We start from the raw sequence: 13,047 nt of genomic DNA on the forward strand, positions 1-13,047 counted from the left end.
CTTCGTGAACATCACGTGAATATTTACAAAAATAATTCATTAACTACATCTTTATGATTAATGTTTATCCATTTTACGCCGATAAATAACCCTATAAAATACACTTCTATTGGAAAGATTATGTTTAAATCGATAAAAACGCGCATCGCTATTCGTGCGGGGCTGGCTATTTTTATTACGTTAAGTACAGTAATGTTTTTTACTACTGTCTCTTATAACAGTGTAAATAAAGAGATCACTCAACATGTATCTTACCAGCTTGCCGGTAACATTGATTACAAATTATTGTCTATTGCTAGCCAGCAAAGCTCTGATCTAAACGGCCTTTTCTCTCCTGTTATTAGTAACCTAACTCAATTAAAATCAATGCTAGAGTTATCAAATCAAGAAGGCGATAGTGCAAAGCGTCTAATCCAACAATTTACAGCATCATTAAAAATGCAAAATGAAAGTGTATTTGCTGGTTATATGGTTTGGGAAGACGAAAACTTTATTAAAGATGATTCAGAACTTACCAAAAAAGCGTTAAACAAAAATGGCATTTTATCTCCATTCTTTTCACCAATAGGCTCTAGCTTTGAAGCTCTAGGAATGGAAAGCTTTACCAATAGCGGCTTGAATAATAATGGAGAGCGTATTGATGAATGGCATTTAGCCCCTTTCGAATCTGGTAAACGTTTTGTTATGGAACCTTACTATTACAACGTAAGAGGCAACCAAGAACTTATCACAACCGTCAGCTTACCATTTCTATATAACAATAAAATCGTCGGATCACTTGGCTTTGATTGGTCTATAAAAAGCTTTCAAGAAATAAGTGAAAAATCAGCTAAAGCAATCGGGATCCCACACGCGGTTGTTTCTATTGCTTCATGGAACGGTACTTTATTATCTTTTAGCCTAGATAAAGAGCTTGTCGGAACAAAAGTAAAAGATGAGTTTGCACAGAGTTGGACTCAAATACAGCAAGAAGCAACTACACAAAATGCATTTTTAAAAGATATTGGTTCATACAAAGTCGCTATTTCTACGATAAACACTGGCGCAAAGCCATGGATTGTAATGGTGTCAATTCCATCTGAAACATTAAAAAAAGAGATCACTGATTTTAATTCATTAAGCAATGACTTAAGTAATAATGCACTCTCTAATGGTCTTCTAAGTGGCTTAGTTTCGTCTATTATCGGTATTGCTATTATCTTTATTTTAGCAAGACAAATCGGTAATTCACTGATGAACTTAACATCACGCTTTGAAAATATCGCTCAAGGTGATGGTGATTTAACTCAGCGTATTGATGTCACATCTAAAGATGAAATTGGCCAATTGGCTTTCTGGTTCAATACCTTTATCGAGAAAGTTCAAAATACACTTCATAATGCAAAAGAGACGGCTGAACTGGTCTCTCAATCATCAATGAATACCATGACTGAAACTGAGAAGTCACAAATAAAACTTCAAAACCAAGTCAATGAAGTGACACAATTGGCAACCGCAATTAATGAGATGAGCGCAACAGCCCAAGAAGTCGCATCGTCAGCATTACAAGCCGCTACTGCTGCAAGTCAGATCCAAGCAAGCAGTGAAGATGGTCAAAAAATCATGGATAATGCAGCAGCTTCAGTAGAAGAATTAGCGTCGTTCATTAATGAAGCCCAAGAGCAAGTCGTTAACTTGGCAGCATCAAGTAATGATATTCAAAAAATCCTGCTTGAAATCGGTGGAATTGCTGAACAAACCAACCTACTGGCATTAAACGCCGCGATTGAAGCCGCTCGTGCTGGTGAGCAAGGACGTGGATTTGCTGTTGTGGCTGATGAGGTTCGTAACCTAGCAAGCCGTACACAAAGCTCAACTCAAGAAATTAATAATATGCTTGCGGTATTACAACAAAATACTCAAAGTATTGTGATGGTAATGGACAGTAGCCAAAAACAAGCATTAGCAACCAAAGAAGAAACGCTAATTGCACAAGAAAATCTGAAAGAGATCAGTACCGCTATTTTGGTAGCCAATGACATGAACAATCAAATTGCTTCCGCCGCAGAGGAACAAAGCTCTGTTTCTGAAGAGATAAATCGTAATGTCACTAGTATTAACGAAGCGGCCAATGAGGTACTTTCAGATATGCATTCTTCACTAAATGACACCGCAGAACTAACAAAAGAAAGTCATTCACTCGCTCAGAAATTAAGTGAATTTAAAACTCAATAGATTTAAAAACCTAGGATCTACATTTAATTAAGCCATGCTTTTTCTCTATTGCATGGCTTTTTTATTTATCTAAATTCGAATTAACTTTATGAACAACATTCATTTAATGTTCTAAATAGCCATTATCATCTCTATCTAGCTCCTCAAGTAGGTCATTGGTTCCTCTATTTACATTAGGCAATTGCTGGGGCCGGAACAACCGCTATCATGCTTGCCCTAATCTAATCGTTTAAATATGGCATCGATACTAAGGATAGTATTGGCGTCTATTCCCCTGCTACCATTTCTTCTTTTCATGCTACAATCCCCTTCTATTCATATATCTGAGATTTCACATGCCATTTTCCAAACTTGGGCTAAGCAACCCAATTTTAAAAGCCATCGACGAACTGGGTTATAAAGCCCCAACTCCAATTCAAGAAAAAGCCATTCCCGTTGCGCTTACTGGAAAAAACCTAATTGCAGCAGCGCAAACAGGTACAGGTAAAACAGCCAGTTTTGTATTACCAATTTTAGAAATCCTCAGCGAAAATCAAACTAAGGTTCGAGCTAAACGTGTGCGCGCATTAATTTTAACGCCGACACGTGAGCTAGCGATCCAAGTTGAAGACAATATTCAAAAATACAGTAAGCATATCGATATTAGCTCACTGGCTATGTACGGTGGTGTTGACTATAAAAACCAAAAAGAACGCCTAATTGAAGGGGTTGATGTATTAGTTGCTACTCCTGGCCGTCTTTTGGATATGTACACACAACGAGCAATTCATTTCGATGAGATTGAGATTTTAGTTCTTGATGAAGCTGACCGAATGCTAGATATGGGCTTTATTGAAGACATCAATAAAATCATCGAGCGTTTACCACTTGATCGCCAAAACATGTTGTTCTCTGCAACACTGTCTGATCAAGTGCGTTTTTTAGCGAAAACAGCGGTAAATAATCCCATTGAAATTACGATTTCGCCAAAAACGACATCAGCGCCACAAATTGATCAGTGGTTAACAACCGTCGATAAAGACAGAAAATCAGCACTGCTTAGCCACTTAATTACAGAAAATGAGTGGGACCAAGCGCTGATCTTTATTGAGACTAAACACGGCGCCGCTAAGTTAGTTAGCCAATTAGAAAAGCGTGGGATCAGAGCAGAAGCTTTCCACAGTGGCCGAAGCCAAGATGCTCGTGCAAAAGTACTGAATGACTTTAAAGAAGGTAAATTACAATACCTAGTTGCAACTGGCATTGCCGCTCGTGGTATCGATATCGATGAACTAACACGAGTAGTTAACTACGACTTACCTTTCCCAGCAGATGATTACGTTCACCGTATTGGTCGTACAGGCCGTGCTGGTGCAAAAGGCGAAGCTATCTCATTTGTTTCTAAAGATGACTTTAAAAACTTATGCATGATTGAAAAACGTCTTGGACACTTAATTGTACGTAAAGAAATTGAAGGCTTTGCGCCACGTAAAGAAGTGCCGATTTCTATTTTGAACTTTAAGCCTGTAAGAAAACCAGCACCAAAATTTTAATCATCGCTTTAGTTAGCCCACTAAATTAAAAAACGCCCATACTTTTTACTAGAAAGAGAAGTGAAAAGTATGGGCGTTTTTATATCTATCTGTTGATTAAGATAATTTATAACAGATGTTTTAATGCATGCTCTGCTCTTTTATATCCTAAATCAATCATCTCCGCAGTACGTTCAAACTCAAATGTCCCACACGCGTCCCTTGCTATTTCAACCGTAATATCTGGCGGGTAAGCCGCAAGCTTTTGTCTCGCAATGGTACTTTGCATCGCATCAAACGCTTGATTTGCAATATCATACATACCTAAATCTATTCGCGATGCTTTCTCTGTTAAAGAACCAAAGTAATCACTGACTTTTCGATGAAACGGCATATCCTCTTCTGGCTCTTGCGCTGAAATATCCACTTGATTAATCCCAAAGTCATCAATTTTATGACTAAGTTCACCAGCTAAGTTCACTGCAAGAGTAATATCAGAATGATCAGCAAAGGTTGGAGCAATCGGAACAGGGTTTAATACTCCGCCATCAATTAATGTTTTTCCATTAAATTCAATTGGCATTAAATAAAGCGGTAAAGAGATAGAAGCTCGAATCGCTTGCAAAAGTGACCCTTTTTGTAGCCACACCTCTTTTTCATTACTAATATCTGCGGCCACTGCGGTATAAGGAATTGAAAGATCTTCAATATGTAAATCTCCCAAGATATGACCAAGACGATTCATTACCTTATCGCCTTTAATTAGCCCACCTTTACCCCAATTGAAATCCATCAAAGAGACGATATCGAGCTTGGTGATTGTTCGCATCCACGCTTCAAATTCATCTAACTTTCCGGCAGCATATACTCCACCGACAACAGTACCAATAGAGCAACCAGAGACAGATACTATTTCAAAATCATGTTCTTCTAACCAGCGGATCACGCCAATATGAGCAAGACCTCTCGCGCCACCACTTCCAAGAACAAGTGATACTGTTTTTTTCTTCATGGGGTTTCTCCCTACCATGATCACTCTGCTTTAATATCCATAAATTGTGCATTTAACACTTGCTGTAAAGCGCTCGGGGCTAACCCAATATCGAGCCCTCTTTTACCACCACTGACGTACATAGTTTCAAACTGTTCAGCCGTATTATCAATCACGGTTTTTAATCGTTTCTTTTGCCCAAGAGGACTAACGCCTCCCATGACGTATCCTGTCGATTTTTGAACCAAAGCAGGATCGGCCATTTTTGCTTTTTTACCACCAGCAGCTTTAGCAATTAATTTCATACTTAAATGAGCAGCAACAGGAATAATACCAACGACGAGCTCTTTTTCATCCACTTGAACGACTAAAGTTTTAAACACCTCTTCATCCGGTAACCCCAGTTTTTCGGCCGCTTCTAATCCATACGCTTGAGCTTTTGGATCATGGTGATACTCAAGCACTTGATGTTCAATTTTTGCTTTCTTTAATAATTTCGTTGCTGGTGTCATTGCTGTTAATACCTTAAAAAATAGGGTTACGTCTTAAAGTGCCATTAGGTAATCTTGCTACTGGCGCTGTCGTAATAGAATGCAGCATGGCATTAACCATGGTTTGATCAATATCAACTCGATGAATAAATGGCAGCTTTTGACTCAGATATTTATTAATTGCTTCTTCTAGTCGACTAAATATAACAGGCTTTAGCAGATAATCTACTGCCCTACCACTCATCGCTTCTCGCTGCGTATTCACGTCTCTGTCAGTGGTCATTAAGATAGGGGGACGACTCTTTTGGCAAATAAATGGTCATTACTGTTAGTCATCAGCGCCGAAAGTTCAAATTGCGCCAAGATATTCACTTTTCCTTTCTAACCAAGCCAAAGTAAAGAATATCACAAGCCATTAACCTAATTTCAAACCTTGTTCATACTCTTAATCACACCTAATAAATATTTTCATCAATTCCATAGTAAAGTTAGAGAATTGATTCAGTATCACCCTACTTTTGTGGTATAAAAAGCGCGCTTCTTTTCTGATGTTTTAACTCTTTCCTAAAGGTTCCCGTTATTATGAAAAGCGATATTGAAATTTGCCAAACTGCGACACTTATTAGAATGAAAACGATTGCGTCAAGCTTAGGGCTGCATGATGATGACATTACACCACAGGGTCGCTATAAGGCAAAAGTCAATATTGACGCCTTAAAACACCTTGAAGATAAACCAAATGGTAAGTTAATTTTAGTCAGTGCTATCACACCAACGCCACTCGGTGAAGGTAAAACAGTGACGACAATAGGCTTAGCTCAAGGCCTAGCAAAATTAGGCGAATCCGTCAGTGCGTGTATTCGTCAACCTTCAATGGGGCCTGTGTTTGGAGTAAAAGGTGGAGCAGCGGGTGGTGGTTATAGCCAAGTTGCTCCAATGGAAGAATTAAATCTTCACTTAACAGGCGACATTCATGCGATTACCGCTGCACATAACTTAGCTTCAGCTGCCATTGATGCTCGTATTTATCATGAGCAACGCCTAGGCTATGAACTGTTCTCTGAAAAAAACGATCTTCCAGCATTACGAATTGATCCTGAACGAGTGGTTTGGAAACGAGTCATGGATCATAACGATCGTGCCCTTCGTATGGTCACTATTGGCAATAATGAAGAGGGAAAAACCATTAACGGCTATCAACGTGAAGATGGTTTTGATATTACCGCCGCTTCTGAATTGATGGCTATTCTGGCACTGGCGAGCGATCTTCAAGATTTACGTCAACGCATTGGTCGTATCGTGGTTGCTTATAATTTGGATGGTGAGCCTGTAACAACAGAAGATCTGCAAGTTGCTGGCGCAATGACAGTAACCATGAAATTTGCTATCAACCCAACCTTAATGCAAACGCTAGAAGGCGTACCGACTTTTGTTCACTCAGGTCCTTTTGCCAATATTGCTCATGGCAACTCTTCTATTATTGCCGACAATATCGCCTTAAAACTGACTGATTATACGGTAACCGAAGGCGGCTTTGGTTCAGATATGGGATTAGAAAAAGCCTGCAATATTAAAGCGCCATTAGCCGGTAAAGCACCTGATTGTGCCGTGCTTGTTGCAACACTTCGAGGCATTAAAGCAAACTCTGGTTTATTTCCATTATCTCCAGGTCAAGCCTTACCTAAAGCCCTATTTACTCCAAACCAAGAAGCGTTAAATGCAGGTTTGGATAATTTACAATGGCATATTAATAACTGTGCTAAATATGGCTTACCTGTTGTTGTAGCGATTAACCGCTTCCCTGAAGACACTCAAGAAGAATTAGATTTCTTACAGCAGTGGATTACTGCATTGTCATCAGAAACCAATGTCGATGTTTCTATTAGTGAAGCGTTCGTTAAAGGTGGTGAAGGCGCAAAAGAGTTAGCTTCAAAAGTGATTGCTGCTTGTAAAAAAACAACTCAATTCACACCGCTATATACCAGTGATATGAGCTTATTTGATAAGTTAAATGCAGTCGCAATTAAAGGTTATGGCGCTGAGCGAATCGAATTATCTGAGAAAGCACAGCAGCAATTAGAACAATTTGAGCAGTTAGGTTACCAATCTTTAGCTGTGTGTATGGCAAAAACACCGGCTTCGATTTCAACAGATGGTAATATCAAAGGTGCTCCAACAGATTTCATCGTTCCTATCCGTGAGTTAAAACTGTGTGCCGGTGCTGGATTTATATACGCACTGTGTGGCAATGTCATGACCATGCCAGGTTTACCAGAAAAGCCAGCATTTATGAATTTAGACATTGATACCCATGGAAACATAACTGGACTTAGCTAAGATCACATAACTTAATATAGATCATATTCTATGTGCTACATTTACTGTTAATCTAGCTTCAACTTTTTATACAATTTTACTTATAATTTTTTGAGGTTATCCAGATGGATATGACAAATGCTCAACGCTTAATTCTTTCTAACCAGTATTATTTGATGTCACAGATGGATCCTGCAAATGCAGAAAAATATCAACGCCAACAACTGATTGTTGAGCGTGGCTATGAACTGCAAATCCGTGAATTAGATAAAGACTTTGGTTGCATTACAGAAGCAGAATGTCGTGAGATCATCGATTTTATGGAGATGTACCATGCAATGCAAGAGTCTTACAATATGTTGGTTCCTGAATGCCAGGCAAAGGTAGATGCACGTCGTCTTCAGTTTTTAGGCTTTGATATTGCAACAGAAGCGCAGCAAGTGAACTACGTTCGTTTTCTAACAACTTCTGAAGGCTTATACCCTCAGTTTGATAAAGCGGATCATCACTTTAACAGCCAAATGCCGATGATGGATAAATACCGTCGTATGCTGACGACATGGCGCAACTGTCCACGTCAATACCACTTATGCTCAACAGAAATGGCGCAAATCTTTAACGCTTAATGTCTATATAGCTAAGCGCTAAACATAAGTAACCGATTAAAATCCTCGCTCTTGCGGGGATTTTTTATGTGTGTGTTTTATTACTATATAAACAAAAAATCCCCACTGACGGATCAGTGAGGATTTGCATGATTAATCATGGTTTAGATGCAAAGATTACCAGCTGTAAGAAGCACCAACTACGAATGCGTTGTTGTAATTGTCAGCTTGGTTACGGTACTCAATGTAGGGTTGAACACCCTCTTTCTTGTTCCAAGTAGCACGAAGCTCATGATCCATCGATTCACCTTCAATCATGTATACGTTGTTGTAGCTTAGCGTTAGTTCAGATTCAAGTAATGTATATGCTACGCGGTTATCCATACGATAATCTGTTTTTGCATCGCCATCAGTTGCATCAATGTGAGCACGTGTACGGTTAGATATAGAGATACCGTTATCGAAGTTGTACCCAATTTTCACTAATGGTCGGTATTGTACTTCCTTACCGTTCGCCATTAAGTGATGGTAACCAACGGCCATCCATAAATTTTCATTAATCGCGAATGATTGCTCAGCACCCAATGTTACGTATGCTGGAGAGTTTGATTTAACACCATCATCATTTTTTAGTGTGCCTAGTTGAATTCCATCGAACTCGGTTAATAGTGTAAGACCACCAAAGGTATTATCAAACGTATGACCCGCTTCTAGCGTAGATGTCATGCCAGAGCCATGTAGGTCACTATCATGTGCTTGTACGTTACCAGTGACATAAGTTGAGTCAGCCATTGCTGCACCAGAAAGAAGAATTGCAGGAACGATAAATGCTAGTGTTGATTTTTTCATGTGATATACCCTATATATTAAAACTGTTTGGCTTGGTTTTTCTATTGAGACTATCAATATATAAAGACCAAGCTCTCAAAATGTCGTAATCCATTAATATTTCTCTAAATCCGTTGAGATAAATGATGCCCTATTAATTTACTCTGAAAAATTAATCCCATTCAGAGTTTGATCAACTTCAAAAACAGCCTATGTGAAAATACATAAATTAATTTAAAACAATAAGATACATATAAATGTTGCTTTTATAATTTAGACTTTATGTCAAAAACCAATGGTGAGACCACCTTTTTCATAGGGATAATTAACAATAATAGTGATCATGATCTCTATATTTTGATAACAAAAAAGGTCTTGTTAGCTTCTATTAGGCGGCGTATTTGACGTGAGTCACACTATTAATTTTGAGATTAAAATTAAATAGACGCAGAGATTTTTTATTAGTGGGTCTTTTTATTCTAGAAATGAAGAAGTACACTGCAGCCCTAATCTAATTTCAGGTCTGGTTATGTCTTATCAATGCCCTTTATGTCAATGCGAATTGCCTCTTACTAACAACCAATATCGTTGTGAAAACAACCATCAGTTTGACAATGCAAAAGAAGGTTATGTAAACCTGATGCCAGCTCACCATAAGCGTTCTAAAAATCCTGGTGATAATAAAGAGATGATGCAAGCAAGACGTACTTTTCTAGAGGCTGGGCATTATCTACCGATGCAGCAACATGTTGCTAATTTATGTCAACAATACATAACCGATGATTCAGCCAGCCTACTTGATATTGGCTGTGGTGAAGGCTATTACACCTCAAGGATTGCTGAGCAACTTGATGGTAAACATGCGAATGTCTATGGGCTTGATATATCAAAGATTGCCATTAAGTATGCTGCAAAACGTTATCTAAATTGCCAATTTAGCGTCGCTTCAAGCCACCGCTTGCCTTTCTCTGATCTAAGTTTAGATGGTATTGTTCGAATTTATGCCCCATGCAAAGCACAAGAATTGCATCGCACAATTAAAGAAAATGGCTACCTAATTACCGTAACGCCAGCAAGCCATCATCTATATGAACTTCGTGAAGGTGTTTATGGTGATGTTCGTCTACATGACGAAGAAGCAGAAGATCTCATCGGATTTGATCTTATTGAAGAGAAAAAATTAACTTACGATATGCACCTAAACGGTCTAGAAGCTCTGCATTTATTGGATATGACGCCGTTTGCATGGAAAGCAACTGCTGAATTTAAAACTGATCTACAAAACAAATCAGAATTTGATTGTAAAGCGGATTTTATGATTAGAGTGTATAAAAAAGCATAGTTTATTTATCATTATTATAACCATCTGAAGGATGAAAATTCAGATGGTTACTTATCACATTAAAATGAAATTACTTATTTTCTATATTTACATTCGTACTTTGGTCTACCTTCTGTAATCCACTATCTTCAGCTCTTAGCGCCTTATCTTTCAACAAAGACTGTTTTAAAAGTGCAGAATACAAGGGCTGTCCACCAAGTGCTTGAGCAATAAAAGTGGCTCCTAACGTTGTCACAAGTAAGGGCAGTATCAGCTGATAATTATTCGTCATCTCTACGACAAGAATGACTCCCGTTACAGGAGCTCGCACTGTTGCAGCAAATAACGCCCCCATTCCAGCAATCGCATAGACGCCAGGCTCTGAAACCCACTCAGGGAACCAAGCAGCCATTACCACACCAAAAGATAAACCAAGTAATGTTCCCAACGCTAACATTGGTGCAAAAATACCACCAGGTGCTCCCGATGAGAAACAAGCGACCGTTACAATGACACGCAATACGAAAAATCCGACCATGATCATCCATGCCATTGGGCTATAAAACATCTCGGTAATGATTTCCATCCCACAGCCAGATAGTTTAGGTGCCACTAAATGCAATAAAGCAAAAGTGCCGCCAAACGCTGCGCCCATAAGCACAATGCGAGACAATTTGTTTTGGTGTAAGTCTTTAACCTTACTCGTTCCTTTTAAAATCCATTTATTAAAGTTCACCCCAATAATGCCAAAGATAATCCCCAGAATGGCAAAAAGAATCAGTGAGCGTAATGGTGGAACATCAAAACTTGGTATCGTCAAAAATGCTTCTTGGCCATGTAAAGAGCGCATCACAATGGTTGCTACTGCTGTGGCTAATGTCACACATTTTATTGAAGTGATGTTATAACGAAACTGAGGACGCATCTCTTCAACCACAAACAAAATACCAGCAAGAGGTGCATTAAAAGCCGCCGCTAAACCTGCTGCTGCCCCTGCTGCTGTTAATATATGAGAAGAGTGAGTAAAGCGTTTACCTTTAGATGCGATCATTCGTCCAACCGCACCACCAATTTGAATCGATGGTCCTTCACGGCCAAGCACCATTCCTGAACCAATCGTTAATGTGCCTGCAATAAATTTAATCGGTAATACACGAGCCCAACGGATCTCTTGAGTGCCATCTAGAGCTCCTTCAATATGAGGGATCCCACTACCCGCGGTCTCTGGTGCAAATCGAAAAGTAAGCCAAAAGCCAGCAGCAGCCATCGCCGCCCCCGCTAATACTGCAGCAACGGGCGCTAAATACTCAGAATAAGGAAATGAATGAATGAAGTTGAAGCGCTGTTCACTGATCAATCGAATTGAGGCTTCAAATAAAGCGACGACAGACCCGGCAATACCACCAACCAATGCCGATAAGAAAAGCAGTGCATAATAATCAGTTTGTGTGGTTAGAAATTTAGGCGTAGTACGATGCTTTAGCATCCCACCTTGAAAAAAACGAAAATTGGGTGATTTTGGCATTTATCGTATCAACTTAGCACATAAAGAGCATTGGCAGCGTTATTAAAATAAGAACACAAATAATTATACGCTTCAGCAATAGATAGACCCTAACCATTTACAAAAACTTAGATTGATTAAATGACCAAGATCGACCTTTGATATAAATCAAATAAATCACTTCTTCATTTTTCGTTACAAAGTTCATAAAAATAAAAAACCCGTAGAACGGTAAATTCTACGGGCTTAAAAATACATTGAATAACTAATTGTTAATATAAACGACTACCGTCAGGTCTAGAACGCAGTAAATTTAACACCCACATGTATTGCTCAGGACGCTCTGTAACCAGCTGCTCAATCGCAATATTCATTGCACGAGCATCGGTCTCTTCATCTCCTGATGGAAAGTCCGCAATCGCTGGTAATGTAATGATCTCAAACTGCCCTGTTTCTGCATTATACGATGGTAACATTGGAACCACTTTCGCTTTTGATAAACGAGCCAGTTTACCAAAGCCTTTTAACGTCGCTTTTTGTGTTGCAAAAAAAGGAACAAATACACTATTTTGTGGACCATGATCTTCATCAGGTAAGTAATACGCTAAGTAGCCTTCTTTAATCGCTTTGATTAACGGTTTGATCCCCGCGCTGCGAGCGTAAATCTTACCGCCATATTGCATACGCTGAACATGCATCAACCAATCAGTTATTGGGTTCTTCTGAGGTTTCATCATGGTCGTTACCTGATAGCCACGAGAAGCCAAAAGAATCGCAGGAAAATCAATAGCCCAAGCATGCGGCGCTAAAATAATAATATTTTCTTTTTGCTCAAGCAGAGGGAATAGATTTTCTGCACCAACAAAAATCCCGCGTCCTTCATTATGCTTACGACTGCGAACAAGCAACTCAGAAAAACCAAGCATCACCTGAGCACCTGTAATATAGGTATCTTCAAGCAATTTTTTCTGTTCTTCTTCTGATTTTTCAGGAAAACAAGTCGCAATATTCAACTTAGCTCGCTTAATAGCACCACTTGGTCTCTTAAGAACTAATTTTACAATTTGTGCTGCTAATTTATCGCGTAATCGAAACGGAATGAAAGCCAAAATAATAGCAAACCCTATTCCTAACCATGTTGGCCAGTATTTAGGATGAAGAAATGCCCATTGAAAAGTGGGGTTATAAACGTTTTTATCGACTTTTTCACTCATGAATTGCTTCACTTATTCTTTATTATGAACCGATTATGATATAACAAAGCAT

Annotated in this window: 11 protein-coding genes; 5 read left to right on the forward strand and 6 right to left on the reverse strand. The window is 38.9% G+C overall.

The window, feature by feature from the left end:
• Nucleotides 1-120 precede the first annotated feature (120 nt).
• Nucleotides 121-2,214 (forward strand): methyl-accepting chemotaxis protein, encoded by a 2,094-nt coding sequence (locus PVK62_RS06595; RefSeq protein WP_274443496.1) that lies wholly within the window; start codon nt 121-123, stop codon nt 2,212-2,214.
• A gap of 335 nt (nt 2,215-2,549) precedes the next feature.
• The gene (locus PVK62_RS06600) at nt 2,550-3,746 is read left to right on the forward strand and encodes a DEAD/DEAH box helicase (protein ID WP_274443498.1); all 1,197 of its coding nucleotides are present in this window, start codon (nt 2,550-2,552) and stop codon (nt 3,744-3,746) included.
• A 106-nt stretch (nt 3,747-3,852) separates the two neighbouring features.
• On the opposite strand, the gene PVK62_RS06605 is transcribed toward PVK62_RS06600, so the two are convergent.
• The 3 genes from PVK62_RS06605 to PVK62_RS06615 are packed head-to-tail and all read right to left on the reverse strand — an operon-like array spanning nt 3,853 to nt 5,472.
• Entirely contained in the window at nt 3,853-4,737 is an 885-nt protein-coding gene (locus PVK62_RS06605; protein WP_274443499.1) for a patatin-like phospholipase family protein, read from the reverse strand.
• A gap of 20 nt (nt 4,738-4,757) precedes the next feature.
• Nucleotides 4,758-5,228: a Cys-tRNA(Pro) deacylase gene (gene ybaK, locus PVK62_RS06610; protein WP_274443500.1), complete on the reverse strand. Its 471-nt coding sequence runs from the start codon at nt 5,226-5,228 to the stop codon at nt 4,758-4,760.
• A 13-nt stretch (nt 5,229-5,241) separates the two neighbouring features.
• Nucleotides 5,242-5,472 carry a hypothetical protein gene (locus PVK62_RS06615; protein ID WP_274443501.1) on the reverse strand — a complete coding sequence of 77 codons (231 nt, stop codon included), beginning with the start codon at nt 5,470-5,472 and terminating at the stop codon, nt 5,242-5,244.
• A 317-nt stretch (nt 5,473-5,789) separates the two neighbouring features.
• On the opposite strand from PVK62_RS06615, the gene PVK62_RS06620 reads away from it, so the two are divergent.
• Together PVK62_RS06620 and PVK62_RS06625 are read left to right on the forward strand one after the other, a co-directional pair.
• Complete coding sequence (locus PVK62_RS06620) at nt 5,790-7,544, forward strand: formate--tetrahydrofolate ligase (RefSeq protein ID WP_274443503.1); 1,755 nt, start codon at nt 5,790-5,792, stop codon at nt 7,542-7,544.
• 104 nt (nt 7,545-7,648) lie between these two features.
• Nucleotides 7,649-8,149, forward strand: a complete 501-nt coding sequence (locus PVK62_RS06625) for a YfbU family protein (RefSeq protein ID WP_274443504.1) — start codon at nt 7,649-7,651, stop codon at nt 8,147-8,149.
• Between the two features lie 156 nt (nt 8,150-8,305).
• Here PVK62_RS06625 and PVK62_RS06630 read toward each other — a convergent pair whose 3' ends face one another.
• Nucleotides 8,306-8,977 carry an oligogalacturonate-specific porin KdgM family protein gene (locus PVK62_RS06630; RefSeq protein WP_274443505.1) on the reverse strand — a complete coding sequence of 224 codons (672 nt, stop codon included), beginning with the start codon at nt 8,975-8,977 and terminating at the stop codon, nt 8,306-8,308.
• Nucleotides 8,978-9,485: 508 nt separating this feature from the next.
• On the opposite strand from PVK62_RS06630, the gene rlmA reads away from it, so the two are divergent.
• Entirely contained in the window at nt 9,486-10,298 is an 813-nt protein-coding gene (gene rlmA / locus PVK62_RS06635) for a 23S rRNA (guanine(745)-N(1))-methyltransferase (RefSeq protein ID WP_274443507.1), read from the forward strand.
• Between the two features lie 70 nt (nt 10,299-10,368).
• Here rlmA and clcA read toward each other — a convergent pair whose 3' ends face one another.
• Both clcA and lpxM read right to left on the reverse strand, forming a co-directional pair.
• On the reverse strand, nt 10,369-11,802 hold the full coding sequence (clcA, locus tag PVK62_RS06640) for a H(+)/Cl(-) exchange transporter ClcA (RefSeq protein WP_338000109.1): 1,434 nt from the start codon (nt 11,800-11,802) through the stop codon (nt 10,369-10,371).
• 251 nt (nt 11,803-12,053) lie between these two features.
• Nucleotides 12,054-12,995, reverse strand: coding sequence for a lauroyl-Kdo(2)-lipid IV(A) myristoyltransferase (gene lpxM / locus PVK62_RS06645; RefSeq protein WP_274443510.1), 942 nt, complete (start codon nt 12,993-12,995; stop codon nt 12,054-12,056).
• Between the last annotated feature and the right edge of the window lie 52 nt (nt 12,996-13,047).

This window comes from Aliivibrio sp. S3MY1, assembly GCF_028765575.1.
Lineage (GTDB): Bacteria > Pseudomonadota > Gammaproteobacteria > Enterobacterales > Vibrionaceae > Aliivibrio.